The sequence below is a fragment of the Zoogloea sp. JDB1 genome, from assembly GCF_056724025.1.
Genome location: NZ_CM161496.1, coordinates 2,276,362 through 2,300,596, shown reverse-complemented (window position 1 = coordinate 2,300,596; position 24,235 = coordinate 2,276,362). Strand labels below are relative to the sequence as shown.

The following is a 24,235-nucleotide window of genomic DNA, read 5'->3' as shown; positions in this document are numbered from 1 at the left end:
TGTCTTCGCCAACACCTTGAAACGAGTTATCTCCCGCCTTACCCGCGGGCTACCCCTGCTGCTGCCACTCATCCTCTTCGGCCACGCCCATGGAGAAGAGCTGCCGGCGACGCTCGATGCCAGCCTCGCCCGTGCAGGCATCCCGCACGCCGCAGTTGCGGTGCTTGTGCAGGATGTGGCCGGCGGCCCTAGGCTGCTGGATCACCGCAGCACCGAGGCCATGAATCCCGCCTCGGTCATGAAACTGGTCACCGCCTTTGCCGCGCTGGACCAGCTCGGCCCTGCATTCAGTTGGAGCACCCGCGTATCGAGCGCCGCGAGCGCGAAGCCACAGGGCGGCACCCTGCCCGGTGACCTCTTCGTCACCGGCGGCGGCGACCCACGCCTGTCACGGGAACGACTGTGGCTACTGCTGCGCGATCTGCGGGCCCAAGGGATCCGGCGCATCGCCGGCGACGTGATTACTGACCGCTCGTTCTTCAGGCTCCCTCCCCACGACCCGGGAGCTTTCGACCGGCGCCCGCTACGCCCCTACAACGTCGGCCCGGACGCACTGAGCGTGGATTACGGCGCAGTGAGCGTCCGTTTCAGACCTTCCGCAGACAGCGTCAACGCCGCCATTGACCCGCTGCCCACTGGCCTGTCGCTGGACAGCAACATCCGCCGGGTGGGGAACGGCGACTGCGGCGACCCGACCGCCCAGCTCAATGCAACGACCTCGATAAGCCCCGGCAGCGGCACCCGCTTGCGCATCGAAGGCAAGCTGCCACTCGCCTGCACCGACAATTTCGACTGGAACTTCGCTCCGTTGCCGCCGGACCAGCTCTTCGAAGGTCTGTTTCGCAGCCTGTGGCGTGAGCTGGGCGGGGAACTGGACGGGCACTTCCGGAACGGACAGACGCCGCCCGATGCGCACCTGCTCGCCGAAAGCCGTTCCGCCAGCCTTCCCGAGGTGCTGCGCGACATGAACAAATGGTCGAACAACGTGATCGCGCGGACCCTCCTCGCCACACTCGGCGCAACGGCGGAACCCGGGGAAGACTCGCCCACCGCGGGAGCCCGGCGGGTCGCACGCAGTCTCGCGGCAAACGGTATCGACACGGACCAGTTGGTCATCGAGAACGGTGCTGGCCTGTCGCGCACCGAACGCATCACCGCGCGCAGCCTCGGACAATTGCTCGTGGCCGCCTGGCAAAGCCGCACGATGCCGGAACTCATCGCGTCACTACCGATCGCCGGCATCGACGGCACCGCCAGCAAGCGCCTGGTGGGCAGCTCGGCGCAGGGCTCGGCCCACGTCAAAACCGGCACGCTGGACGGAGTACGCAGCCTGGCCGGCTACGTGCTGGCCCGCAACGGACACCGCTACGCCGTGGTACTGCTGATCAACCATCCCAACGCCAGCGCCGGTCGCGACAGCCAGGACGCGATATTGGAATGGGTGGCAAACCGCTGAGAATCCGGGATCACGTCAATCAACCCTTGTAGGCGTGCTCGCGGAGCGCCTCGAGGGGAATCACGTCGAGGGCGGCAATGTGGGTCGCGGCCAGGACCACTGGGGGCGCATAGCCGGCCTCCCAAGCCTCCCGCCAGCGTACCGCACACAGACACCAGCGATCGCCCGGCTTGAGGCCGGAGAAGCGAAACTCGGGGCGCGGCGTGTTCAAGTCGTTGCCGCGCATTGCACTGAAACGCAGGAACTCGGCCGACACCCTTACGCAGACGTGATGGCGACCGAGATCATCCGGACTGGCATCGCAACAGCCGGTACGCTCCCAGCCGGTCAGCGGATCGTAGCTGCAGGCCAGCAGCGGCCCACCCAGCACGTTCAGGGCATTGCTGACAGGAAGATCTTCAGTGCTCAATCGGGATACCCCTGGGGATTGGAACTCTGCCAGCGCCAGGCGTCGGCACACATCTGCTCGATGCCACGGGCCGCCCGCCAGCCAAGTTCGCGCTCGGCAAGACCGGGTTCCGCATAGCACTTGGCCACATCGCCGGGGCGCCGCGCAGCGATCTCGTAAGCGATCTTGCGACCACTGGCATCTTCAAAAGCCTTCACGACCTCCAGCACGCTGTAGCCGCGCCCCGTCCCCAAATTGACCGTCAGGACGCCCGGACGTTCCGTCAGGCGCCGTACCGCCGCCACGTGGCCGACTGCCAGATCCACGACATGGATGTAGTCCCGCACGCCGGTTCCGTCCGGGGTCGGATAGTCGCCACCGAAAACCCGCAGTTGCGGCAAACGCCCCACCGCCACCTGGCTGACGTAGGGCATCAGATTGTTGGGCAAGCCGTTCGGATCTTCGCCGATGCGGCCGGATGGATGAGCGCCGACCGGATTGAAATAGCGCAACAAGGCCACTCGCCATTCGGGATCCGCCGCCGCCAGATCGGACAGCACGAACTCCATCATCCACTTGGTGCGGCCATAGGGATTGGTCGGACCGGTGGGGAAATCCTCGCGGATCGGCACGCTGGCCGGGTCGCCATAGACCGTTGCAGACGAGCTGAAGACCAGGGACTTGACGCCTGCCTCGACCATCACTTCGGCCAGCGCCACCGTCCCGGCGATATTGTTCTCGTAGTACAGCAGCGGCTTGGCCACCGACTCACCGACCGCCTTGAGAGCCGCAAAGTGGATTACCGAATCGATGGCGTGGGCACGGAAGACCTCGCGCATCGCCGCCTTGTCGCGGACATCCACATGATGCACGGCAACCAACGCACGCCCGGCAATCTCTTCAACGCGGCGCAGGGCCTCCGGCTTGCTGTTGCAGAAATTGTCCACGACGACGACATCGTAGCCGGCGGCCAACAATTCGACGCAGGTATGGGACCCGATGTAACCGGCTCCGCCGGTGACGAGGATAGTGGGCATGCAGATTTCCGGGTGGCAGATAATGCCAGGATGATACCGCGAGACACGCCCTCACCGGCACCGCCAGGTCTCAGATCGCGCCCTGCTCCCTCAAGACGGCAATGGCCTCATCCACGTAACCCAAGCCGCGCAGGATCTCATCGGTGTGCTCGCCAAGGCCGGGCCCCAGCCATTCCGTCGAGCCGGGTGTAGCAGTCAGGCGCGGCACGACCCCCGGGATGCGCATCGGCGTACCGTCGGGGAGATGCACCGATTCGAACATGCCGCGGGCGATGAACTGCGGATCACGGAACATGTCCGCCACCGAGAACACCGAACTGGCCGGCACCTCCGCGGCCTCCATCGCCGCCAGCACGACGTCGCCATCGCGCTCCGCCACCCACGCATCGATCACCGCGTAGATCTCGGCTGCACGACGGTCGCGGCCGGCGTTGTCGGCGAGGTCCGGCGCTTCCGCCAGATCCTGCCGGCCGATGGCAAGCATCAGGCGCTTGAAGATCGCATCACCGTTGCCACCGATGATGACGTGGCGTCCGTCACGCGTGGTGTGGGTGTTCGACGGCGTGATGCCCGGCATGATGTTGCCAGTGCGCTCACGCACGAAACCCGCCACGTCGAACTCCGGCACCATGCTCTCCATCATCGCGAAGACCGCTTCGTAGAGCGCCACATCGACCACCTGGCCGGCCCCGCCATTCACCTCTCGATGACGCAGGGCCATCAACGCGCCGATGGCCGCCCACAGGGCCGCGATGGAATCGCCGATGGAGATGCCGGTACGCACCGGCGGACGATCCGGAAAGCCGCTGATGTAACGCAGCCCGCCCATCGACTCGCCGATCGCTCCGAAGCCCGGGCGATCCTTGTACGGCCCGGTCTGGCCGAAACCCGACAGGCGCACCATCACCAGGCCGGGGTTGGCCGCCGACAGCACATCCCAGCCGAGCCCAAGCTTCTCGAGCACGCCAGGGCGGAAATTCTCGACGACGATGTCGGCCTCAGCCGCCAGCCGGCGCACGATGGCCAGGCCTTCCGGGTGCTTCAGGTTCGCAGTCAGCGACTTCTTGTTGCGGGCCTGCACCGACCACCACAGGGACGTGCCCTCATGGAGCTTGCGCCACTTGCGCAGTGGGTCTCCACCGTCCGGCGCTTCGACCTTGACGACCTCAGCGCCGAATTCGGCAAGGATGCGGGTACAGAATGGCCCGGCGATCAGGGTGCCGAGCTCCAGCACCTTGACCCCGGCAAGGGGTTTGACTTCCTGGCTCATGGACAGCCTCGCGGCGAAAGACGGAGAAAGGCTAAAGCGAGCGACGCTCGACCAGCGCCTGGGCGATGGTGCCGGTATCCGTGTGCTCCAGCTCGCCGCCGACCGGGATGCCGCGTGCGATGCGGCTGACCTTGATGCCTCGGCTGCGCAGGAGTTCGGAGATCATATGGGCGGTCGCCTCGCCCTCGTTGGTGAAGTTGGTGGCGAGGATCACTTCCTGCACCACACCGTCGCAGGCGCGATGCAGGAACTTCTCGAGCCCCAGCTCACGTGGCCCGATGCCGTCGAGGGGCGACAGGCGCCCCATCAGCACGTAATACAGGCCGTGGTAGCTATGCGTCTGCTCCAGCATGGCCAGATCGGCCGGCATCTCGACTACACACAACTGGGTCGCATCCCTTTGGGGATTGGCGCAGCGGCTGCAAACCTCTTCTTCGCAGAAGGTGTTGCAGCGGGAGCAATGGCGCAGCACTTCGAGCGCGTGCCCGAGGGCTGTCGCCAATCGCGCCGCGCCGCGCTGATCCCGCTGCAGCAGATGGAAGGCCATCCGCTGGGCCGATTTCGGCCCCACGCCCGGCAGGCAGCGCAGGGCCTCGATCAGGACGTCGAGAGTGGACGGCGAACTCATCGAGCAGCCTGCCGACGGGAGCGCGTCATGCTCCGTTCAGAACGGCAGCTTGAAGCCGGGGGGCAGGTTCAGCCCGGCAGTGAAGCCGGACATCTTCTCCTGGGTTGTCGTCTCGACCCGGCGCACGGCGTCGTTCACCGCCGCGGCGATCAGGTCTTCCAGCATTTCCTTGTCGTCCAGCACGGACGGGTCGATGCTCACGCGACGCACGTCGTATTTGCAGGTCATCGTGACCTTGACCATGCCGGCGCCGGACTGGCCTTCAACCTCGATGCCACCGAGGCTGTCCTGCATTTTCTTCATGTTGTCCTGCATTTGCTGGGCCTGCTTCATCAGGCCGGCGATGCCGCCTTTCATCATGGTGATGTACTCCAGATAGGTTCAAAGGGGTTTGACCGAGGCTTCTTCAAGCCTCGCATCGAAACGTTGGATAAGTTCGCGGACGAAGGGGTCCTGCTCGAGGGATGCGACCGCCGCAGCATGACGTTCAGCCTTTTCGGCCTGGTTACGCTGGGCTGGCGTTTCGGTGGCGATGGTACCGACCTCGATACCGACACGGATCGGCCTGCCGAGATGCGCGCTCAACGCCTCCTGCAGGCGCTCCGCGCCACTTCGGTTGATCTGCAGCAGGTGCTGGTGGGACTCGGAAAGGCGCAGCCTGAGGCTGTCGCCCTCGACGCCCAGCAATTCGCAGTTCTGGGCCAACTGCAGATTTAGCGCGCCCAGCCCCAGCTGGTTCAGTAATCCATGCCAGTCGTCACCGGACGCCGGCAGAGCGCCGGGCACGCCAGCAGATTCGCTTGCCCTGATCGGCACCGGCTCGACAGGAGGGACCGGCTTGACCCGCTCAACCTGAGCCGAGCGCGGCTCGGAATGGCGGACGGGAGAAAGCTCATCGGCCTCGGGTGGCAGATCCTCCCACGGCGGAACGCTGCTGCCGTAATCCGATGACGCCTCCCGCGGCGTCGCGACTGCAGGTTCTGCACGTGGCGGCTCCACTGGCGGTGGAGTCTCGACGGGTTTCGGCGGAGTGCGCACCTCATCGAGGCGGCCTCCTGACGGCTCCGGCATGGTCACAGGAGGCCGAGCAGTTTGAACGGGCACAACAGCCGGCGCAGGCGCGATACCGGCAACGGCACGCGGCACGGCAGGGCGCTGTGCGGCCTCCGGCAACGGCCGCCCCTGCCCTGCTCCGCCACCGCCGGCCAGTACGCCACCGAGCGCTGCCGGCTGCTCCGGCCGGAATGCGAACAGGCGCAGCAGCGTCATCGAGAAACCGGTGACATCGTCCGGCGCCAGCGGCAATTCGTCCCGCCCGTGCACCGCAATCTGGTAAGCCAGCTGCAGGAATTCCGCGTCGAAGGCTTCGATGTAGGGCGTCAGCCGGCTGGCTTCACTCTCGTCGGCCAGCGCTGCCGGTGCCATCTGGCCCAGCGCGATGCGGTGAATGAGGCCGGCCAGCGACTGCAGCGCAGACTCGAAGGACAGACTGCGTGCCTCCATGATCTCGACGGTCGCCATCAGCGCCTGCACGTCGTTGCTGCGCAACGCATCAAGGACGGCATACAGGTGGTCGTCACCCACTGTACCGAGCATGTCCTGCACGGCCAGTTCTTCCACCTTGCCGGCACCGTGGGCGATGGCTTGGTCGAGCAAGGACAGGGAGTCCCGCATCGAGCCGTTGGCTGCCTTTGCGATGTGGCGCAGCGCGCCCGGCTCGAAAGGTACGCCCTCGGCCTCCAGCAAGCGCGTCAGGTGGCCGATGATGTGCCCAGGCGGCATCTGCTTGAGATTGAACTGCAGGCAGCGGGACAGCACGGTGACCGGGATCTTCTGCGGATCGGTGGTCGCGATGATGAACTTGACGTGCTCGGGCGGCTCCTCCAGGGTCTTCAGCATTGCATTGAAGGCATGCCCGGTGAGCATGTGCACTTCGTCGATCATGTAGACCTTGTAGCGCCCCTGAACCGGCGCATAGACCGCCTGCTCGAGCAGCGCCACCATGTCGTCCACCCCACGGTTGGACGCCGCATCCATTTCCACGTAGTCGGGGAAGCGGTCCGCGTCGATGGCTGTGCAGGCCGAACACTGGTTGCACGGCGTCGCCGTCACACCCGTCTCGCAGTTGAGCGCTTTGGCCAGGATCCGCGAGATGGTCGTCTTGCCGACCCCCCGCGTACCGGTGAACAAATAGGCGTGATGCAGGCGTCCCGTGGACAGCGCATGGGTCAGCGCACGCACGACATGCTCCTGCCCGACGAGCGTCTCGAAACTGCGCGGGCGCCACTTGCGGGCAAGTACTTGGTAAGCCATGGCGGGATTCTAGCAGGCCGCCCGTCGGTCAGTCCGACGGATACGGGCAAGGGGATGCAGAAACACAAAAACAAAAAGGGCGTCCTCTATTGGGACGCCCTTTTCTGAATTCGGGGTGGCGAGCCTGACCCCCGGCACTTGCAGGGAACGGCTGTGGCTGCTGCCTTCCGGCCCTGACCAGGTTCACCGCGCTGCAATGCGGGGAGACCCGCCACGACGCATTCTAACAGTTTGCCCCCGCCGCGCCTAATCCTTTCGGAAATTCAGAGGCAGGCGGATATCGACCACCAGCCCGCCGCCGTCCCGGTTGCGGGCACAGATCTCTCCGCCATGAGCCGTCACCGCCCGCCGGGCGATGGCCAGACCGAGCCCGAAGCCGCCTGCGGAGCTTCCGCTCACAGCCCGGTAAAAGGGCTCGAAGATCGCCTCCAGATCACTGTCCGGCACCCCCGGCCCTCGATCGGCGACCCGCAGTACGAACTGCCCCTGCTCCACCCAGGCCTCGACATCCACGCCGCTGCCTTCAGCCGTGTATTTCACTGCGTTGCGGATCACGTTCTCGAAGGCACGCTGGATCAATTCGCCGCGGACCCGCAGTTCCGCCTCACCCCGCCCGACAAAACGCAGTTCGCGGCCTTTCGACTGGGCTTCAAAACGGGCGTCATCGGCTATCACCGCGGCGAAGTCCACCAACTCAAGCACATCCTCCCGACTGTCGCGGGTGCCCGCATCCAGCCGCGCGATGGTCAGCAACTGACCGACCATTTCGTCGAGCCGCACAGCCTCGCGTTCGATACGGTCCAGCGTCACATCGAGCTTGGCGGGGTCCTGTCGCGCCAGCCCGATGGCCACCTGCAAGCGCGCCAGCGGCGAGCGCAGCTCATGAGAGACATCGTGCAGCAGACGGCGCTGGGCGCCGATCAGGGATTGCAGCTGCTGCGCCATACGATCGAAGTCCTGGCCGAGGTCGGCAATCTCGTCGCGCCGCGCACCCATCAGTGGCTTGACACGGGTCTCCAGCCGGCCTTCGGCAATGGCCCCCAGCGCCCAGCTCAGGTTTCTGATCGGCTTGGACAGATACCATGCCAGCAGCGCACTGAACGCCACACTGGTCAGCAGGCCAATCCCCACCGGCATCCACGGGCTCGGCTCGGCAGGCCGACCGAAACCTGGACGAAACTCCCGCGGCGGCTCACCCGGCGGTCCTGCAAGACGAGACAGGGGAGGAAGCGGAGGACGCAACTCCGGCCCGCCCGCCGGCACAAACAGCAACCAGCGGCCACCGCCGGCCGGCAACTCGACCAGACGTGCGGCCCGATGCACCTCGCCCAGCGCAGCCTGCTGTCTGGCGGCGGCCACCGACTCGGGGGTCGTCGTCCGTCCGAGCAGGTCGTCGCCCTTCGCATCCACCACCAGCAGCTGCGGCCAGCGCTCGTGCGACAGCTCGGTCAGCATGGACCGCAAGGCAGCTGGCCCGCCGTGGCGCAATACGGACTCTGCCACGGCCACCGCCGTCGTCGCCCTCCCGCCCCCCGCGACGAAGGGATCCCGCTCCCGCCGGAGACGCTCGATCTCGCTCTGATGGTGAAACCACACGGCGGTCCCGACACCAGCTCCAGCCAGCAGCAGCGCCAGCCAGAACGCGAAGAAGAACTTCCAGAACAACCGGCCCAGTCTCATTCGCGCACCAGCTGATAACCCAGGCCCCGCACCGTCTCGATCCACGACCGTCCGTCAGGGCGCGTGCCCAGCTTGTGGCGGATGCTGGAAAGGTGCACGTCGATGCTACGGTCGAAGCGGGCCAGCGGTCGGCCCAGCCCCTGCTCGGACAGCTCCGCCTTGCTCACCACACGACCGGCGTTGCGGGCGAGCACCTCCAGCAGGTTGTATTCGGTGCTGGTCAGCTCCAGCGGCGCACCCTGCCACTGAGCACGGCGCATCTGCGGCCACATGCACAGCGCGCCGGCGAGCAGTGGCCCACCATTGGCGGTCTCGGTGGACGCCGCCGCCTGGGTCCGCCGCAGGATTGCCCGCAGGCGCGCGACGAGTTCCCTCGGTGTGCACGGCTTTGGCACGTAATCGTCGGCCCCCAGCTCCAGCCCGACGATGCGGTCCACATCGTCGCCCTTGGCGGTCAGCATCAGCACGGGGACCTTGCTCTGGGCCCGGATTCGGCGCAGTGCCTCGATTCCGCCCACCCGCGGCATCATCACGTCAAGAACAATAATGTCATATCCACCAGCCAGAGCCGCAGCGACACCGGCCTCCCCGTCATGCACGCAATCCGCGGCAAATCCTTCCTGCGCGATGTACTCGCTCAACATGGAAGACAGCTCCACGTCGTCGTCCACCAGCAAAACCTTGCTCATTTCGTACCCACCCTCATGACCCCAGCGGAAATGATACGTGCGGACGAAGCCGGGGCCACGCGCGACGGCAGGGGTTTTTACCCGCATTTACATCCCTTTACACGTCGCAAACCGGGATTAACAGCCCACTCCGTGAAGATTTCACTTATCACCAGCAGGATTTCCATCTTTGTCATGAAGAAGCGCTTTCGCCTGACGAACCTCGCCATCGCCCTGCTTTTCGGCGCAAGCGCCAGTGCGGCGCAGTTGCCGGATCTGGGCGAAGCATCGGCGGCCATCGTCAGCCCGCAGATGGAACAGACCCTCGGCGCCCAGAGCATGCAGAGTCTGCATGCCAGCGGTGCCTGGCTCGACGACCCGGAAGTCAATGCCTATCTGGAAAACCTGGGGCGGCGCCTGCTGCAGGGCGATCCCGAGACTGCCCGCGAACCCTTCGAGTTCTTCGCCGTCGCATCCAACGAACTCAACGCCTTCGCCCTGCCCGGCGGACATGTGGGCGTCAATACCGCCCTGATCCTCGCCACGCAAAGCGAAAGCGAGCTGGCCTCGGTAATGGCCCACGAAATCAGCCATGTCTCCCAGCACCACATCGCGCGCCAGATCGCCGGCCAGGCGGGCAACCAGGCCCTGTCCATCGCAGCGATGCTCGGCGCCCTCATCGCGGCGGGCACCGGCAACGGCCAGGCCGCAATGGCAGCAATGACGGGAGTCGGTGCGGCCCAGATACAGAGCCAGATCAATTACACGCGCGAGCATGAACAGGAAGCCGACCGCATCGGCTTTCAACTGCTGACGAACGCTGGCTTCGACCCGCGCGCCATGGCCAGCTTTTTCGAGCGCCTCCAGCAGGCTACCCGCCTGGCCGACTCCGCCAGCGTCCCCTCCTACCTGCGGACCCACCCACTGACCCACGAACGTATTGCCGAGGCACAGGACCGGGCATTCGCCAGCACCTACAAGCAGGTGCCGGACAGCCAGGAATACAACCTTGTCCGCGCCCTGCTGCGCAGCTATGAAGGCCAGCCGCGGGACGCCGTGGCCCGTTTCACCACTGACCTGCAGGAAGGCCGCTACCGGGATCGCAACGCCCTCCGCTACGGCCTCGCCGCTGCCTATCTGCGCGCGCAGGATTTCACCGCCGCCCAGCAGGAGCTCGCCGGGCTGGAACGGGACAGGGTCCATCACCCGATGATCGAGGCGCTCGCCGGCCAAGTGCTCACCCAGTCTGGGCAAGACGGCGTTGCCCGACTGCGCTACGAAGCCGCGCTGAAACGCTATCCCGGCCATCTGCAACTGGTCTACGACTACCCCCGTCTGCTGATCAAGACCCGTGACTTCGGAGCTGCGCTCCAGTTTGCCGAGGCGCATCTCGTACAGCGCCCGCAGGACCCCGATCTACACCAGATCGCAGCGGAAGCTGCCGCGGCCCAGGGCCTCAACCAGAAGTCGCGTCTCCACCAAGGGGAGTACTACTCCGCCATCGGCAACACCCGCAGCGCCCTCGAACAGTTCGAACTGGCATTGAAGAGCGCGGATGGCGACCAGCGCGACCAGCTCATCGTGGAAAGCCGGCTCGACGCACTCCGTGCCAGGCAGAAGGAAGAGCAGCAAACCAGGGGGGTGTCCGCCAAACACGCGGAAAAATTCTCTTTACCGGCATTTACAGGCAGATGACTGCCCTTTACCCGGTTCGCCGCGAGAATTTCAGTCATCAGGTTGATCCCCCCCTGATGTACCCCATCAACGTTTGGAGACTGCAATGAAACTGCCTCGAAATCTTCTTTCCGCCCTGCTGGTGAGCATCGGCATCGCCGCCCTTCCCTTCGCCGTCCAGGCAGGTGGGGCCGGCGGACACTGCAATGGACTGGCTCAGCACGGTTTTGGACCGGGGATGGAGTTCGGCATGCACGGCGACGGCATTCCCCCGCTCCCTTTCCTGCGCGACCTGAACCTGACCGAAGGCCAGCGGGACCAGATCTTCAAGATCTTCCACGAACAGGCCCCAGCAGTCCGGGAGAAGGCCAAGGAGATCCGCAAGAGCCATGAGGAGCTCCGCGCGCTCACCTTCTCGGCCCAGTACGACGAAGCCAAGGTCAAGGCATTTGCCGAGCAAGGCGCCAAGGCCGCAGCCGAAATGGCCGAACTCCGCGCCGCGAATCTGAACAAGGTCTATCAGATTCTGACCCCGGAACAGCGCAAGAAGGCAGATGAGCGCAAGGCTGAATTCGAAGCCCGCGGCTTCCGCCATCCGCAGCTCTCGCCCCCCGCGGATGGCCGCGCTCCGGCACGGCGTGGCTGAGCGATCCGTTCCCGCGCACGTGCCCTGGGTCCGGCAGGCTTTTCGTCCATGAACCAACCAGATCGCCGGAGTGCGATCTGGTTGGCACCTTTTCAGTAGCCACCCGGCCCAATGCTGAAACCCACTCTTTTCAACTCATAAGGAATGCACCCGATGCGCGACCTCGATCCAATTGACCGAAACATCCTCGACCACCTGCAACAGGACGGTCGCATCACCATGACCGATCTGGCCACGCGCATCGGTCTATCGGCCACGCCCTGTACCGAACGGGTCCGCCGGCTGGAGCGTGAAGGCTTCATCACCGGCTATCACGCCCACCTGAACCCCCATGCGCTGGGCCTGAAACTGCTTGTCTTTGTCGAAATCCGCCTCAGCGCGAAATGCGAGGAGATCTTCGACAAGGTCAAACAAGAACTGCTGAAGATTCCGTCTGTAATGGAGTGCCACATGGTCTCCGGAGACTTCGATTATCTCGTCAAGGCCCGGCTCGCCGAAATGCACGACTACCGCAAGCTGTTGAGCAGCATCCTCCACCAACTGCCGCCCCACGCTGACTCCCGCAGCTATGTGGTGATGGAGGAACTGAAGGAAAGCCTTTACGTGGCCCCCTGACGGCCAAGCCGCACCAGGAAAGCTGCGCGTAGACGCAGGGCCGCCGTCAATCCGCAGCCGGAGCAGCCACGCCCTCCAACCCCAACAACTCTTCCATCCGGTACAGGACGGCCTCATCCTTCACCACGCTGCGCAGCCATTCATGCAGGGGCATGCGCCCCCATCGAACAGCCTTGTCGGCCAAGTAGGCCACCGGACTGTGGGGCTCGGTCTGCCGGAAATACGCGGCGATCAGTTCGAGCTGATGAATGGCCTGGAGACGCGAATGGATAGCCTGCACGTGGAACTCCACTCCGGCCCCACCGCCAGGACTCCATTCCTGAGCGGGGACATGAAGGGAGCCAGACTTGGCTCCGGCTGGCTCTTCCACTGCACCGCTCTCTCCGCCGGCTCCCAGATATGGCCTGATACTTCTAGAAAGATCATCCAGGACGTCGAGGCTGACACCGAATGACGGGCCGGACTCGCCCATCCGGGCATCGAGAAAGGTACGCAGCCCCTGCATGCAGGCCGTGAGGCGCTCAATCTCGCCGAGATTATCAACGAGATGCTGCCGCGGCGTGTCACGCATAGCAGCATCGAGGGCAGCCAGCAAATCGCCGGAGCGCCCTCCGTCGGACTCACGCCCCGACTGTTGCGCATCCGCAGCACGACTCCGCGCCCGCTCCCGGCCCAGCAGGCTGAAGACTCCCTTTGGTGAGTATGACAAGGGAAGCTCCCGCAGCAACCGCGTCGTCTGCGCCAGCCACCAGTTGAACACACCGGCCCGTGACTCCTGATTTCCATCCTCCTCCTGCAGAGGATGCAGCGCGTCCCAGAAGTGCTCGCACAGACCGAGCAGAAGCTCGTAGCCGTCGGCCAGGCCAGCCAAGCCGTCACGCTTGCAGCGGGCTTCGGCAAACCAAGCGGCAACGCGCAGATCCTTGGTTCGGTGGGCCAGCAGCTCCGAACTCAGGCGTATGACAGCAGCCCAATCCGCCTCTTTGATCTCCGCCACCCATTCGCCCTGGGCGAGAGTCGGATCGTCGAAACGCCGCGCCTCCTGGAGCGCATCGAACTCCGCAGAGAAGGACAAGTCTTCGCCGCACGGGCCATCGGGGTCTTCAAGCGGGTACAGCAGTTCGGCAAGATTCATCAAGGCCTCCGTCAAGGGATCGGGGAAGGCCCAGATAATGCACAACAAATATCCTTACGTCATCACCAAAAATCAAACTCGACCGCTGGAGCACTCGTGCTAGGCAGACTCGATGCCCAACGCGCAACGGCAGTTAGCATGGCACGACCCAAACAGAAAGGGGCGCCATATACGCCCCTTTTCTTGTCATTCAGCCGCGGCCTCTACGCGCCCCTTACTGACGAAGCGCGCCAGAAATATACCGAGCTCGTAAAGCAGGCACATCGGGATGGCCAGCATGAGTTGGGAAACGACATCCGGCGGCGTAACGACGGCGGCAACGATGAAGGCCCCCACGATCACGTAGGGACGCGCCTCCTTGAGCTTGGCCACATCCACCACACCCATCTTGGTCAGGATAACGACGAAGATGGGCACCTCGAAAGTGATGCCGAAGGCCAGGAACATTGACATCACGAAAGAGAGGTACTGTTCAATGTCCGGCGCCGGTGTGATGCTCTTGGGAGCGAAGGCGGTGATGAACTTGAATACAGTACCGAAGACGAAAAAGTAACAGAACGCCATCCCCGCCACGAACAATACCGTACTGCCAACCACCAGCGGCAGGGCCAGACGCTTTTCATGAGCGTACAACCCCGGCGCAATGAAGCCCCAGGCCTGGTAAAGCAGGAAGGGCAAGGCAATGACGAAGGCCACCATGAGGGTGACCTTCATCGGCACGAAGAACGGCGTGACGACGCCCGTGGCGATCATGCGGGTGCCTTCGGGCAGGGCCTGCATCATCGGGTGGGCGAGAACATCGTAGATATCGCCGGCCCAGGGCAACAGGCAGGCGAAGACGACCACCAGCGCAACCACGCAGCGCAGCAGGCGGTCGCGCAGTTCGATGAGGTGGGAGATGAAACTGTCTTCCTGAACGCTCATGTTGTCTTGGAACTCTTGGATGCAGGCTCAGGACGGTCGATTTCGAGGGCCAATTGGCGCTCGTCCAGTTCGGGGTCGGGCATCACCATCGTATCGGGCATGGTATCTGCATCCAGCGGCCTCGTGACAGACACAGCCGGCTCTCCGACGGGATCAGCCGAAGCCTTGAAGCTGCTTTCCAGATCGGCAACAGCCGACGACGCGGACCGCAGAGACGATGCAACGCCGCTTTCGATTCCGGCGACCTCGCTCCGAACCGTGGATTCGAATTCCATTGCCGACTTGCGGGCTTCTTCCTGCAGGCGCTTGAGCTCGTCGAGCTGCATCTCGCGGTTGATGTCCGATTTGACGTCGGCCACATAGCGCTGCAGACGCCCCAGGAGGTGTCCAGTCGTTCGCGCCACCTTGGGCAGACGCTCGGGCCCGAGTACCAACAAGGCTACGATACCGATGACTACGAGTTCAGAAAAACCGATGTCGAACATTCCATCCGCCTAAGGAGAGTGAGCGCTGATCGCGGGCGCAAGGCGCCAGAAACGAAAAAAGGGGCGTGATGCGCCCCTCCTCCGCGACTGACGCGGGAACGGGATCAGGACTTGTTCTTTTCCCGCGCTTCCGCGTCGATGGTTTGACCGCCGCCAGAGGCAATCTTCTGGTTCGCGTCGCCGGCCTCCTGGTCGGCATCACGCATGCCTTCCTTGAAGCCTTTGACCGCCCCACCGAGATCCTGCCCGATGTTGCGCAGCTTCTTGGTGCCGAACACGAGCATCACGATCACCAGAACGATCAGCCAGTGCCAAATGCTGAATGAACCCATTCAAAAATCTCCTTGAAACTACCGTTTAAGCATCGGCCCGACCGGCTCTTGCCCACCAACGATGTGCATGTGCACATGCATGACTTCCTGCCCGCCGACGCGACCGGTATTAATGATGGACCGGAAGCCGTCGGGACTTCCTTGATCGGCGGCAATCTGGTTGGCCAGGACGAGCATCTTGCCGAAAACGGGGATGTCTTCCGGCGTGGCGTGTGCCAACGACGTGACATGTTTCTTCGGGATGACCAGCACGTGGACCGGACGCTGAGGCTGAATGTCCTTGAAAGCCAGCACCTCGTCGTCTTCGTAGACCTTTGCCGCAGGGATTTCGCCCCGGACGATACGGCAGAACAGACAGTCTTGCATCGCGAAAATTCCCTTACTTAGCGCTGCGGGCCTTCTTCTCGTCGATACCCGACACGCCTTCGCGGCGGCGGAACTCTGCGAGCACATCGTCCACCGACAACCCATAGTGGGCCAGCAGGACCATGGTGTGGAACCACAGGTCGGTGACTTCCCACACCACGTGCAGCAAATCCTTGTCCTTGGCCGCCATGATGGTCTCGGCGGCTTCCTCGGCAACCTTCTTGCAGATGGCGTCGGTGCCCTTGTGGAACAGGCTGGAAACATAAGAGGAATCGGGACTGGCTTCCTTGCGCTCCGCAAGGGTTTGCGCCACCCGGTGCAGCACTTCGATGTCGATCATTTGTATATGTCCTTCGGGTCTTTAAGAACCGGTTCGACAGCCTCCCAGCGGCCATCAGCGAAGTACTTCTGGAAGAAGCAGCTGCGCCGCCCGGTGTGACAGGCAATACCACCGACCTGCTCGATCTTCAGGAGCACCACGTCGTTGTCACAATCGACGCGGATCTCACGGATCTTCTGCGTGTGGCCGGACTCCTCGCCCTTGTGCCAGAGACGCCCGCGGGAGCGCGAGAAATACACGGCTTCGCCGAGTTCCGCGGTCTTGGCCAATGCCTCGCGGTTCATCCACGCGAACATCAGCACATCACCGGTTTCGGCATCCTGGGCGATGGCCGGGATCAGCCCGTCCTTGTCCCAAGCCAGTTCGTCCAGCCAGGCAGAATTGCTCACAGGCGCACCTCGATACCGCGGGCACGCATCAATTCCTTGGCCTCCCGCACGGTGTGATCACCAAAATGGAAGATGCTGGCGGCCAGCACCGCATCCGCCCGCCCCTTGGTCACACCGTCGGCCAGATGGTCGAGACTGCCGACGCCACCACTGGCGATGACCGGGATGGACACTGCATCGGACACCGCGCGGGTCAGTTCCAGGTCAAAACCGTTCTTGGTGCCGTCCCGGTCCATGCTGGTAAGCAGGATCTCGCCGGCACCGAGGGCTTCAATGCGTCGCGCCCATTCGATGGCGTCGAGGCCAGTGCGGTTACGCCCGCCATGGGTGAACACCTCCCACTTGCCCGGCGCCACCTGCTTGGCGTCAATGGCTACCACGATGCACTGGCTGCCGACCTTGCCGGACGCATCGGCCACCACCTGCGGGTTATTCACCGCCGCAGTGTTGATGCTGACCTTGTCGGCGCCGGCATTGAGCAGGCGGCGTACGTCATCGACAGTCCGCACACCGCCACCGACGGTGAGCGGAATGAAGACTTGCTCGGCAACCTGCTCGACCACGTGCAGGATGATGTTGCGGTCGTCGGAACTGGCGGTGATGTCGAGGAAGGTAATTTCGTCGGCACCCTGCTCGTCATAGCGGCGGGCGACCTCGACCGGGTCGCCGGCATCGCGCAGTTCGACAAAATTGACGCCCTTGACGACGCGACCAGCGCTGACGTCAAGGCACGGAATGATGCGTTTGGCCAGCATGAATCAGTCCGCCGGGCTCAGCTCGTCGGCGCGAGCCTGAGCGGCAGCGAAGTCCAGCGTGCCCTCGTAGATCGCACGGCCGGTGATGGCACCGGTGATGCCTTCGGACTCGACCGCACACAGGGCTTCCACGTCGGCCAGCGCCGCGATGCCGCCGCTGGCGATGACCGGAATGCGCAGAGCCTGGGCCAGCTTGACGGTGGCCTCGATGTTCACGCCGGACAGCATGCCGTCGCGGCCGATGTCCGTGTAGATGACGCCTTCGACACCGTAGTCCTCAAACTTCTTGGCGAGGTCCACGACGTCGTGGCCGGTCAGCTTGGACCAACCATCCACGGCCACCTTGCCGTCCTTGGCATCCAGGCCGACGATGATGTGCCCCGGGAAGGCACTGCACGCGTCGTGCAGGAAGCCTGGGTTCTTCACCGCCGCGGTGCCAATGATCACGTAGCTGAGACCGGCATCGAGATAGCGCTCGATGGTGTCCAGGTCGCGGATGCCGCCACCCAACTGGACCGGGATCTCGTCGCCGACTTCCTGCAGGATGGATTTGATCGCCGCTTCATTCTTCGGCTTACCGGCAAAGGCGCCATTGAGGTCCACCAAGTGGAGGCGCCGGGCACCTTGATCGGCCCAGTGGCGGGCCATCGCACGGGGATCTTCGGAGAAGACCGTGGCAGCGTCCATTTCGCCTTGTTTCAGGCGCACGCAGTGACCGTCCTTGAGGTCAATAGCGGGAATCAGCAGCATAAGAGGAAAGACGGTAAGGAGTTGAAACGGAATGCGGGATGACGAAAAGCCGCGCTTCAGGGATCTCAGGGATTCCAGGTAACGAAGTTGGACAGCAGTTGCAGGCCCGCGTGCGCGCTCTTTTCCGGGTGGAATTGAATGGCGAAGATATTAGCCTGCGCTACCGCGCCGGTAAAGGGGATGCCGTAGTCAGTGGTCGCAGCCACGATGGAGGAATCTGCCGGATCGACGTAATAACTGTGAACATAATAGAAACGGGCGCCGTCCTCGATATTGGCCCACAGAGGATGAGCCTGTTTCTGCCACACCTCGTTCCAGCCCATGTGCGGAACCTTCAGGCGCGAACCGTCGGCCGCCACCATCTTGTCGGCGGGGAAACGGCGCACTTCGCCACGGAAGACACCAAGCCCCGGCACATTGCCCTCCTCGCTGTGCTCGAAGAGCATCTGCTGGCCGATGCAGATCCCAAGGAAGGGCTTGCTGCGGGCCGCTTCGAGCACCGCGGGGCGCAGGCCACGGGCATCCAGCTCGCGCATGCAGTCGGGCATCGCGCCCTGCCCCGGGAAGACCACCCGCTCCGCCGACAGCACTTCGGCCGGATCGGCAGTGATGACGACATCAACCCCGTCGGAGACGTGTTCGATGGCCTTGGCCACCGAACGCAAATTACCCATGCCGTAATCGATGATCGCGATCTTGCTCACAGGGCCCCCTTCGTCGAAGGCACCACGCCGGCCTGGCGCGGATCAGGCGTGACCGCCATGCGCAGCGCACGGCCGAAAGCCTTGAACACGGTTTCGCACTGATGGTGAGCGTTACGCCCCTTCAGGTTGTCGATATGCAGGCTGACACCAGCATGATTCACAAAGCCCTGGAAGAACTCGTACACCAGCTGGGTGTCCAGCGCACCGATCACGCCGGCAGTGAAGGGCACGTCGAACTCCAGGCCCGGACGGCCGGACAGATCGACGACGACCCGCGACAGGGCTTCATCGAGGGGCACGTAGGCATGACCGTAGCGGGTCAGCCCCTTCTTGTCGCCCAGCGCCTTGGCGAAGGCCTGACCGACGGTGATCCCGACGTCCTCGACGGTGTGATGGCCGTCGATGTGCAGGTCGCCGGTGGCTTCGATATCCAGATCAAAGCAGCCATGACGGGCGATCTGATCGAGCATGTGGTCGAAGAAACCGATACCGGTATTGAGCTGGCTCTTGCCTGAGCCGTCCAGGTCGACCCTGACCCGGATCTGCGTCTCAAGGGTATTGCGGGATATTTCGGCTTGCCGCATTGCGCTTATTTCCAGAAAAACGGTGATGGACTTGGAACGAATGGGGCCATGATAGCATCTAGCGTTTTTACAGTCCCTTGCGGCACTTAGCCGTGCTGCACCGACCTGCCATGAGCCGTTTCTGGAGCCCCGTCGTTCACGGCCTGACCCCTTATGTTCCCGGCGAGCAGCCCAAGCTCGCTAACCTGGTCAAGCTCAACACCAACGAGAACCCCTACCCGCCGAGCCCTCACGTGCTCGAGGCCATCCGCGCCGAACTCGGTGATGACGCGGACCGCCTGAAGCTCTACCCGGATCCGACCGGCGCCCAGCTGAAGGCCGCGGTCGCCCGCCATTTCGACGTGGCGCCGGAATGGGTCTTCGTCGGCAACAGCTCGGACGAAGTCCTCGCCCACACCTTCCAGGCTTTGCTGAAGCACGACGTGCCGCTGCTGTTCCCTGACATCAGCTACAGCTTCTATCCCGTGTACTGCGGGCTGTATGGTATCGAATTCGAAGCCGTGCCCCTCGACCAGCACTTCGCGATCCGCGTGGACGACTACCTGTCGCGCGGTGCCGACCAGGTCGGCGGCGTGATCTTCCCGAACCCGAACGCCCCCACCGGTCGCCTGCTGGCACTCGACGGGATCGCCCGCCTGGCAGAAGGCCTGCCGGACAGTCCGATCGTCATCGACGAGGCTTACGTGGATTTCGGCGGACTCGACACGATCCCCACAGCCGTGGCGCTGGTGAAGCGCCACCCCAACGTGCTGGTCACCCAGACCCTGTCCAAGTCGCGCTCCCTCGCCGGCCTGCGTGTCGGCTTCGCCATCGGCCAGCCGGAACTCATCGAGGCACTAACCCGCGTGAAGGATAGCTTCAACTCCTACCCCCTCGACCGCCTGGCCCTGGTCGGCGCCAGCGCAGCGCTGGATGACGAAGCCTATTTCGAACGGACCCGCCGACAGGTCATCGCCAGCCGCGAGACCCTGTCCCACGATCTTGCATCGCTGGGTTTCGAAGTGCTGCCGTCTGCCGCCAACTTCGTGTTCGCCCGCCATCCAGCCCATGATGCCGCAGCCTTGGCCACCGCGCTGCGCGAACGCAGCATCATCGTGCGCCACTTCAAGGCCCCCCGCATCGACCAGTTCCTGCGCATCACCGTAGGCACCGATGCGCAGTGTGGCCTGCTTGTACAAGCACTGAAGGAAATCCTGGCCTGATCTTTCAAGCGTCTGCGCTTACGAAAAAGCCGCACCCTCGGGTGCGGCTTTTTCACATCCATCCATAGAGTGGAATCACCCCTTCAGACGCATCTCCGCCGAGCGGGCGTGAGCCTGCAGGCCTTCACCATGGGCCAGCACCGAAGCGATCTTGCCGAGAGTCTGGGCGCCCTGCTCCGAAATATCGATGAGGCTGGTGCGCTTCTGAAAGTCGTACACCCCCAGCGGACTGGAAAAGCGCGCACTGCGCATCGTCGGCAGTACGTGGTTGGGGCCGGCACAGTAGTCACCGAGGGCCTCGACCGAGTAGTGGCCGATGAAGATCGCACCAGCATGGCGAATCTGATCGATCCACTGGTACGGATCGGCCAGCGACAGTTCCAGGTGCTCCGGCGCGATACGGTTGGCAACCTCACAGGCTTCCGCGAGGTCACGCACCAGCACCAATGCACCGCGATTGGCCAGCGACGTGGCGATGGTGTCGCGGCGCGGCATTTCCGGCAGCAGGCGGGCTATACTCGCCTCTACCTGCGCGATGAAGTCTTCGTCGGTACACAGCAGGATCGATTGGGCGAGTTCATCGTGCTCGGCCTGCGCAAACAGGTCCATTGCCACCCAGTCCGGATTGCCGGTGCCATCGGAGATGATCAGCACTTCGGAAGGCCCGGCCACCATGTCGATGCCAACCGTGCCAAACACACGGCGCTTGGCGCTCGCCACATAGGCATTGCCCGGTCCGACGATCTTGTCCACCTGCGGGATGGTCTGCGTGCCATAGGCCAGCGCGGCCACAGCCTGGGCGCCGCCGATGGTGAACACGCGGTCCACGCCGGTAATCGCCGCGGCAGCCAGCACCAGCTGACTGCGCTCGCCACGGGGCGTCGGCACCACCATGATCAGCTCACCCACGCCGGCGACCTTCGCGGGAATCGCATTCATCAGCACCGAGCTGGGGTAGGAAGCACGACCACCCGGCACGTAAAGGCCAACACGGTCCAGCGGCGTGACCTTCTGGCCCAGGCGGGTGCCAGCCATCCCGTCCGATTCGTCGTTGTAGCGCCAGGATTCAAGCACCTGACGTTCGTGATAGGTCCGCACGCGGCTTGCCGCCGCTTCCAGCGCCTGGCGCTGCTCGGCGCTCAGGCCATCCAATGCAGCCTGGAGTTCGGCCTTCGGCAGCTCAAGCGCCGCCATGTCGTTCACGTCCAGATGATCGAAGCGGCGGGTGTATTCAACGACCGCTGCATCGCCGTTCTTGCGCACACTGGTCAGGATGTCGCCGACAGCCTGCTCGATGGCCGCATCGGTGCTGCCCTCGAAGGCCAGCAGCGCATCCAGCGTGGCGATGAAATCGGGTTCGGCGGACGACAGGCGACGGATCTGGGCGCTCATTTCTTGACGGCTCCTGCAAAGGCCTCCAGCACCGGCTGGATCAGCTCGCGCTTGAGCTTGAGCGAGGCCTGATTGACGACGAGGCGGGAACTGATCGGCATGATGTCCTCCACTTCCACCAGGTTGTTGGCCTTCAGTGTGCTGCCGGTGGACACCAGGTCAACGATCGCGTCGGCCAGGCCGACCAGCGGGGCGAGCTCCATGGAACCGTAGAGCTTGATCAGGTCCACGTGCATGCCCTTGGCCGCGAAGTGCGCCTTGGCTGCCTTCACGTACTTGGTGGCGACGCGGATGCGCGCGCCGCGCTTGACGGCAGCGGCGTAGTCGAAATCCTTCGGCACCGCCACGCACAGCCGACATTTGGCGATATTGAGGTCCAGTGGCTGGTACAGACCGGCGCCACCATGCTCCAGCAGCACGTCCTTGCCGGCGATGCCCATGTCCGCCGCGCCGTACTGAACGTAGGTCGGCGTATCGGTGGCGCGCACGATGACCAGCCGCACATCCGGCCGGTTGGTGCCGATGATGAGCTTGCGCGAGGTCTCCGGGTTGTCGGTCGGCGTGATCCCGGCGGCGGCGAGCAGCGGCAGGGTTTCCTCGAAGATTCGGCCCTTCGAGAGGGCAAGCGTAATGCCGTTCAAGATGATGCTCTGTGTGCGTAAAGCGCGATTCTATCCGATTCGGGGAGCCCGTCGCTCCCGAAGCGGCGGGACGTTTGCGCAGCGTCCCCTTTCTGCTAGCCTTTGGCTCGTGGCTGAACCGCCGTCCGGCGGGGTCGGCCATTTTCTTTTGATCGAACCGAAGGAGTAACCAGTGAAACCCGAAATCATCGTGTCCACCCGCGACCTCGAACGCCTCGAAGCCCTGCTCTCCAAGCCGCCCACCCGCAACCGCAGCGATCTCGACGGTCTGCGCGACGAGCTCGAACGGGCCACTGTACTCGACGACGAAGAGATGCCCGCAGACGTGATCAGCATGAACAGCCGCGCCCGCTTCCGCGAGGAAATGTCCGGACGCGAATACGACCTGACTCTCGCCTGGCCCCACGATACAGGCGGCGGCGACGGCAAGGTCTCGATCTTCTCCCCGGCCGGCAGTGCCCTGCTGGGATTGTCGGTAGGCCAGATCATCGACTGGCACACCCCTGACGGCCACGCCATCCAGCTGAAAGTGCTGGCCGTAACGCCGGGCAGCTAGCCCCGCTTCAGCCATGGGCCGCCGAGGCGGCCCACCCGTCATACGCGGCTCAGCGAATCCGCCGGACGCGGGCACCAAGCGCAGACAACTTCTCTTCCAGACGCTCGTAGCCACGATCCAGGTGGTAGATGCGATCCACCGTGGTTTCGCCTTCGGCCACCAGCGCCGCGATGATCAGGCTCGCCGACGCGCGCAGGTCGGTCGCCATCACCGTCGCCCCCTGCAGACGCTCGACGCCCTTCACGAAGGCCGTGTTGCCGTCGATGCGGAGGTCCGCACCGAGACGCTGCAGCTCGACCGCGTGCATGAAGCGGTTCTCGAAGATCGTTTCGCGAATCACCGCCGTGCCATTGGCCACCGCGTTGATCGCCATGAACTGGGCCTGCATGTCGGTGGGAAAAGCCGGATACGGCGCGGTGCGCAGACTGACCGACGTGAGCCGCTCGGGCGCCTTGAGGCGGATCGCATCGCGCTCACCGATCACTTCGCAGCCGGCATCCATCAGCTTGTCGACGACCGCGTCCAGATAGCAGGTCGACGTGCCGGTCACGCGGACATCGCCACCGGTGATCGCTGCAGCACACAGGTAAGTGCCGGTCTCGATGCGGTCCGGCATGATGCGGTGGGTTGCGCCATGCAGGGCCAGCACGCCCTTGATGCGGATCACGTCGCCGCCGGCGCCGGAGATCTGCGCGCCCATCGACACCAGACAGTTGGCCAGATCGACCACTTCCGGCTCGCGGGCGGCGTTTTCGATGACGGTCTCACCGTCGGCCAGACAGGCCGCCATCATCAGGTTCTCGGTGCCGGTCACGGTGACCATGTCGGTGAACAGGCGGGCACCCTTCAGCTTGGGCACCTTGGCGTGCACATAGCCATGCTCGACCTTGACCTCGGCACCCATCGCCTGCAGGCCCTTGATGTGCTGGTCCACCGGGCGCGCGCCGATCGCGCAACCGCCGGGCAGGCTCACCTGCGCCTCGCCGAAGCGGGCCACGAGCGGGCCGAGCACCAGGATGGAGGCGCGCATGGTCTTGACCATCTCGTAGGAGGCGACGGGGTTGTTCACCCCGCCGGCGTCCAGCGTGACGGTGTCGCCATCGCGGCTCACCTTGACGCCCATCTGTTCGAGCAGGCGCAGCAGCGTGCCGATGTCGTTGAGACGCGGCACATTGGTGAAGGTCACCGGTTCGCTGGTCAGCAGCGCCGCACACAGGATGGGCAGCGCGGCGTTCTTGGCACCGGAAATGGCGATCTCGCCGGACAGGCGGACGCCGCCTTCGATCAGCAGTTTATCCATGCATC

The 24,235-nt window shown here is 64.2% G+C and carries 28 protein-coding genes and 1 other RNA gene; 6 read left to right on the top strand and 23 right to left on the bottom strand.

All coding sequences use genetic code 11. The features are described 5' to 3' along the window. Positions 1-16: 16 nt before the first annotated feature. Positions 17-1,456, top strand: a complete 1,440-nt coding sequence (gene dacB, locus AC1PPK_RS10345) for a D-alanyl-D-alanine carboxypeptidase/D-alanyl-D-alanine endopeptidase (RefSeq protein WP_481117735.1) — start codon at positions 17-19, stop codon at positions 1,454-1,456. 19 nt (positions 1,457-1,475) lie between these two features. Here dacB and AC1PPK_RS10340 read toward each other — a convergent pair whose 3' ends face one another. From AC1PPK_RS10340 to AC1PPK_RS10300, 9 genes are all read right to left on the bottom strand, one after another. Further along, positions 1,476-1,865 (bottom strand): DUF2237 family protein, encoded by a 390-nt coding sequence (locus AC1PPK_RS10340; RefSeq protein ID WP_481117734.1) that lies wholly within the window; start codon positions 1,863-1,865, stop codon positions 1,476-1,478. Then, positions 1,862-2,881, bottom strand: coding sequence for a UDP-glucose 4-epimerase GalE (gene galE / locus AC1PPK_RS10335; protein WP_481117733.1), 1,020 nt, complete (start codon positions 2,879-2,881; stop codon positions 1,862-1,864). The genes AC1PPK_RS10340 and galE overlap by 4 nt, the downstream gene beginning before the upstream one ends. A gap of 70 nt (positions 2,882-2,951) precedes the next feature. After that, on the bottom strand, positions 2,952-4,151 hold the full coding sequence (locus tag AC1PPK_RS10330) for a CaiB/BaiF CoA transferase family protein (RefSeq protein WP_481117732.1): 1,200 nt from the start codon (positions 4,149-4,151) through the stop codon (positions 2,952-2,954). 31 nt (positions 4,152-4,182) lie between these two features. Beyond that, the gene (gene recR, locus AC1PPK_RS10325; protein ID WP_481117731.1) at positions 4,183-4,779 is read right to left on the bottom strand and encodes a recombination mediator RecR; all 597 of its coding nucleotides are present in this window, start codon (positions 4,777-4,779) and stop codon (positions 4,183-4,185) included. Between the two features lie 36 nt (positions 4,780-4,815). Further along, the gene (locus tag AC1PPK_RS10320) at positions 4,816-5,139 is read right to left on the bottom strand and encodes a YbaB/EbfC family nucleoid-associated protein (protein WP_481117730.1); all 324 of its coding nucleotides are present in this window, start codon (positions 5,137-5,139) and stop codon (positions 4,816-4,818) included. Positions 5,140-5,160: 21 nt separating this feature from the next. Beyond that, positions 5,161-7,092, bottom strand: a complete 1,932-nt coding sequence (dnaX, locus tag AC1PPK_RS10315) for a DNA polymerase III subunit gamma/tau (protein WP_481117729.1) — start codon at positions 7,090-7,092, stop codon at positions 5,161-5,163. A gap of 114 nt (positions 7,093-7,206) precedes the next feature. Then, an RNA gene (gene ffs, locus AC1PPK_RS10310) (signal recognition particle sRNA small type) lies at positions 7,207-7,305 on the bottom strand. Positions 7,306-7,338: 33 nt separating this feature from the next. Then, positions 7,339-8,772 (bottom strand): sensor histidine kinase, encoded by a 1,434-nt coding sequence (locus AC1PPK_RS10305; RefSeq protein ID WP_481117728.1) that lies wholly within the window; start codon positions 8,770-8,772, stop codon positions 7,339-7,341. Then, complete coding sequence (locus AC1PPK_RS10300) at positions 8,769-9,461, bottom strand: response regulator (RefSeq protein WP_481117727.1); 693 nt, start codon at positions 9,459-9,461, stop codon at positions 8,769-8,771. The genes AC1PPK_RS10305 and AC1PPK_RS10300 overlap by 4 nt, the downstream gene beginning before the upstream one ends. Positions 9,462-9,635: 174 nt before the next feature. Here AC1PPK_RS10300 and AC1PPK_RS10295 point away from each other — a divergent pair, with 174 nt between their 5' ends. The 3 genes from AC1PPK_RS10295 to AC1PPK_RS10285 all read left to right on the top strand — a co-directional run bounded on the left by AC1PPK_RS10295 (position 9,636) and on the right by AC1PPK_RS10285 (position 12,375). Then, positions 9,636-11,135 carry a beta-barrel assembly-enhancing protease gene (locus AC1PPK_RS10295; RefSeq protein ID WP_481117726.1) on the top strand — a complete coding sequence of 500 codons (1,500 nt, stop codon included), beginning with the start codon at positions 9,636-9,638 and terminating at the stop codon, positions 11,133-11,135. Positions 11,136-11,220: 85 nt separating this feature from the next. Then, the gene (locus AC1PPK_RS10290) at positions 11,221-11,760 is read left to right on the top strand and encodes a Spy/CpxP family protein refolding chaperone (protein WP_481117725.1); all 540 of its coding nucleotides are present in this window, start codon (positions 11,221-11,223) and stop codon (positions 11,758-11,760) included. Between the two features lie 153 nt (positions 11,761-11,913). After that, positions 11,914-12,375, top strand: coding sequence for a winged helix-turn-helix transcriptional regulator (locus AC1PPK_RS10285; RefSeq protein WP_481117724.1), 462 nt, complete (start codon positions 11,914-11,916; stop codon positions 12,373-12,375). 46 nt (positions 12,376-12,421) lie between these two features. Here the strand turns inward: AC1PPK_RS10285 and tssA are convergent, their stop codons facing one another. The 11 genes from tssA to hisB form a co-directional block, all read right to left on the bottom strand. Then, positions 12,422-13,510 carry a type VI secretion system protein TssA gene (tssA, locus tag AC1PPK_RS10280; protein ID WP_481117723.1) on the bottom strand — a complete coding sequence of 363 codons (1,089 nt, stop codon included), beginning with the start codon at positions 13,508-13,510 and terminating at the stop codon, positions 12,422-12,424. Positions 13,511-13,696: 186 nt separating this feature from the next. Beyond that, positions 13,697-14,434 (bottom strand): twin-arginine translocase subunit TatC, encoded by a 738-nt coding sequence (tatC, locus tag AC1PPK_RS10275; protein ID WP_481117722.1) that lies wholly within the window; start codon positions 14,432-14,434, stop codon positions 13,697-13,699. Then, positions 14,431-14,919: a Sec-independent protein translocase protein TatB gene (gene tatB / locus AC1PPK_RS10270; protein WP_481117721.1), complete on the bottom strand. Its 489-nt coding sequence runs from the start codon at positions 14,917-14,919 to the stop codon at positions 14,431-14,433. Before tatB ends, tatC begins: the two co-directional genes overlap by 4 nt. Positions 14,920-15,023: 104 nt before the next feature. After that, positions 15,024-15,251 carry a Sec-independent protein translocase subunit TatA gene (gene tatA / locus AC1PPK_RS10265; protein ID WP_481117720.1) on the bottom strand — a complete coding sequence of 76 codons (228 nt, stop codon included), beginning with the start codon at positions 15,249-15,251 and terminating at the stop codon, positions 15,024-15,026. A gap of 18 nt (positions 15,252-15,269) precedes the next feature. Then, entirely contained in the window at positions 15,270-15,617 is a 348-nt protein-coding gene (locus AC1PPK_RS10260; protein ID WP_481117719.1) for a histidine triad nucleotide-binding protein, read from the bottom strand. Positions 15,618-15,630: 13 nt separating this feature from the next. Further along, the gene (locus tag AC1PPK_RS10255) at positions 15,631-15,957 is read right to left on the bottom strand and encodes a phosphoribosyl-ATP diphosphatase (RefSeq protein WP_481117718.1); all 327 of its coding nucleotides are present in this window, start codon (positions 15,955-15,957) and stop codon (positions 15,631-15,633) included. Further along, positions 15,954-16,346: a phosphoribosyl-AMP cyclohydrolase gene (hisI, locus tag AC1PPK_RS10250; protein WP_481117717.1), complete on the bottom strand. Its 393-nt coding sequence runs from the start codon at positions 16,344-16,346 to the stop codon at positions 15,954-15,956. The genes AC1PPK_RS10255 and hisI overlap by 4 nt, the downstream gene beginning before the upstream one ends. After that, on the bottom strand, positions 16,343-17,101 hold the full coding sequence (hisF, locus tag AC1PPK_RS10245; protein WP_481117716.1) for an imidazole glycerol phosphate synthase subunit HisF: 759 nt from the start codon (positions 17,099-17,101) through the stop codon (positions 16,343-16,345). The genes hisI and hisF overlap by 4 nt, the downstream gene beginning before the upstream one ends. 3 nt (positions 17,102-17,104) lie before the next feature. After that, positions 17,105-17,851 carry a 1-(5-phosphoribosyl)-5-[(5-phosphoribosylamino)methylideneamino]imidazole-4-carboxamide isomerase gene (gene hisA / locus AC1PPK_RS10240; RefSeq protein ID WP_481117715.1) on the bottom strand — a complete coding sequence of 249 codons (747 nt, stop codon included), beginning with the start codon at positions 17,849-17,851 and terminating at the stop codon, positions 17,105-17,107. Between the two features lie 65 nt (positions 17,852-17,916). After that, positions 17,917-18,555, bottom strand: a complete 639-nt coding sequence (gene hisH, locus AC1PPK_RS10235; RefSeq protein WP_481117714.1) for an imidazole glycerol phosphate synthase subunit HisH — start codon at positions 18,553-18,555, stop codon at positions 17,917-17,919. Beyond that, positions 18,552-19,139 carry an imidazoleglycerol-phosphate dehydratase HisB gene (hisB, locus tag AC1PPK_RS10230; RefSeq protein WP_481117713.1) on the bottom strand — a complete coding sequence of 196 codons (588 nt, stop codon included), beginning with the start codon at positions 19,137-19,139 and terminating at the stop codon, positions 18,552-18,554. The genes hisH and hisB overlap by 4 nt, the downstream gene beginning before the upstream one ends. Positions 19,140-19,249: 110 nt before the next feature. On the opposite strand from hisB, the gene hisC reads away from it, so the two are divergent. Next, entirely contained in the window at positions 19,250-20,341 is a 1,092-nt protein-coding gene (gene hisC, locus AC1PPK_RS10225; protein WP_481117712.1) for a histidinol-phosphate transaminase, read from the top strand. Positions 20,342-20,416: 75 nt separating this feature from the next. Here the strand turns inward: hisC and hisD are convergent, their stop codons facing one another. Together hisD and hisG are read right to left on the bottom strand one after the other, a co-directional pair. Further along, complete coding sequence (gene hisD / locus AC1PPK_RS10220) at positions 20,417-21,733, bottom strand: histidinol dehydrogenase (protein ID WP_481117711.1); 1,317 nt, start codon at positions 21,731-21,733, stop codon at positions 20,417-20,419. Further along, entirely contained in the window at positions 21,730-22,374 is a 645-nt protein-coding gene (hisG, locus tag AC1PPK_RS10215; RefSeq protein WP_481117710.1) for an ATP phosphoribosyltransferase, read from the bottom strand. The genes hisD and hisG overlap by 4 nt, the downstream gene beginning before the upstream one ends. A 172-nt stretch (positions 22,375-22,546) precedes the next feature. On the opposite strand from hisG, the gene rnk reads away from it, so the two are divergent. After that, positions 22,547-22,930 (top strand): nucleoside diphosphate kinase regulator, encoded by a 384-nt coding sequence (rnk, locus tag AC1PPK_RS10210; RefSeq protein WP_481117709.1) that lies wholly within the window; start codon positions 22,547-22,549, stop codon positions 22,928-22,930. A gap of 49 nt (positions 22,931-22,979) precedes the next feature. On the opposite strand, the gene murA is transcribed toward rnk, so the two are convergent. After that, a complete protein-coding gene (murA, locus tag AC1PPK_RS10205) occupies positions 22,980-24,230 on the bottom strand; it encodes a UDP-N-acetylglucosamine 1-carboxyvinyltransferase (RefSeq protein WP_481117708.1) in 1,251 nt (416 codons plus the stop codon). Between the last annotated feature and the right edge of the window lie 5 nt (positions 24,231-24,235).

What these genes read in the sequence shown, in the direction of transcription:
- galE (WP_481117733.1), bottom strand. Translation starts at nt 2,881, where the DNA reads ATGCCCACTATCCTCGTCACCGGCGGAGCCGGTTACATCGGGTCCCAT.
- tatB (WP_481117721.1), bottom strand. Translation starts at nt 14,919, where the DNA reads ATGTTCGACATCGGTTTTTCTGAACTCGTAGTCATCGGTATCGTAGCC.
- hisC (WP_481117712.1), top strand. Translation starts at nt 19,250, where the DNA reads ATGAGCCGTTTCTGGAGCCCCGTCGTTCACGGCCTGACCCCTTATGTT.
- dnaX (WP_481117729.1), bottom strand. Translation starts at nt 7,092, where the DNA reads ATGGCTTACCAAGTACTTGCCCGCAAGTGGCGCCCGCGCAGTTTCGAG.
- tssA (WP_481117723.1), bottom strand. Translation starts at nt 13,510, where the DNA reads ATGAATCTTGCCGAACTGCTGTACCCGCTTGAAGACCCCGATGGCCCG.
- AC1PPK_RS10320 (WP_481117730.1), bottom strand. Translation starts at nt 5,139, where the DNA reads ATGATGAAAGGCGGCATCGCCGGCCTGATGAAGCAGGCCCAGCAAATG.
- recR (WP_481117731.1), bottom strand. Translation starts at nt 4,779, where the DNA reads ATGAGTTCGCCGTCCACTCTCGACGTCCTGATCGAGGCCCTGCGCTGC.
- AC1PPK_RS10260 (WP_481117719.1), bottom strand. Translation starts at nt 15,617, where the DNA reads ATGCAAGACTGTCTGTTCTGCCGTATCGTCCGGGGCGAAATCCCTGCG.
- AC1PPK_RS10290 (WP_481117725.1), top strand. Translation starts at nt 11,221, where the DNA reads ATGAAACTGCCTCGAAATCTTCTTTCCGCCCTGCTGGTGAGCATCGGC.
- AC1PPK_RS10255 (WP_481117718.1), bottom strand. Translation starts at nt 15,957, where the DNA reads ATGATCGACATCGAAGTGCTGCACCGGGTGGCGCAAACCCTTGCGGAG.
- hisA (WP_481117715.1), bottom strand. Translation starts at nt 17,851, where the DNA reads ATGCTGCTGATTCCCGCTATTGACCTCAAGGACGGTCACTGCGTGCGC.
- AC1PPK_RS10285 (WP_481117724.1), top strand. Translation starts at nt 11,914, where the DNA reads ATGCGCGACCTCGATCCAATTGACCGAAACATCCTCGACCACCTGCAA.
- hisD (WP_481117711.1), bottom strand. Translation starts at nt 21,733, where the DNA reads ATGAGCGCCCAGATCCGTCGCCTGTCGTCCGCCGAACCCGATTTCATC.
- AC1PPK_RS10300 (WP_481117727.1), bottom strand. Translation starts at nt 9,461, where the DNA reads ATGAGCAAGGTTTTGCTGGTGGACGACGACGTGGAGCTGTCTTCCATG.
- murA (WP_481117708.1), bottom strand. Translation starts at nt 24,230, where the DNA reads ATGGATAAACTGCTGATCGAAGGCGGCGTCCGCCTGTCCGGCGAGATC.
- AC1PPK_RS10330 (WP_481117732.1), bottom strand. Translation starts at nt 4,151, where the DNA reads ATGAGCCAGGAAGTCAAACCCCTTGCCGGGGTCAAGGTGCTGGAGCTC.
- hisB (WP_481117713.1), bottom strand. Translation starts at nt 19,139, where the DNA reads ATGCGGCAAGCCGAAATATCCCGCAATACCCTTGAGACGCAGATCCGG.
- hisF (WP_481117716.1), bottom strand. Translation starts at nt 17,101, where the DNA reads ATGCTGGCCAAACGCATCATTCCGTGCCTTGACGTCAGCGCTGGTCGC.
- AC1PPK_RS10295 (WP_481117726.1), top strand. Translation starts at nt 9,636, where the DNA reads ATGAAGAAGCGCTTTCGCCTGACGAACCTCGCCATCGCCCTGCTTTTC.
- tatC (WP_481117722.1), bottom strand. Translation starts at nt 14,434, where the DNA reads ATGAGCGTTCAGGAAGACAGTTTCATCTCCCACCTCATCGAACTGCGC.
- AC1PPK_RS10305 (WP_481117728.1), bottom strand. Translation starts at nt 8,772, where the DNA reads ATGAGACTGGGCCGGTTGTTCTGGAAGTTCTTCTTCGCGTTCTGGCTG.
- tatA (WP_481117720.1), bottom strand. Translation starts at nt 15,251, where the DNA reads ATGGGTTCATTCAGCATTTGGCACTGGCTGATCGTTCTGGTGATCGTG.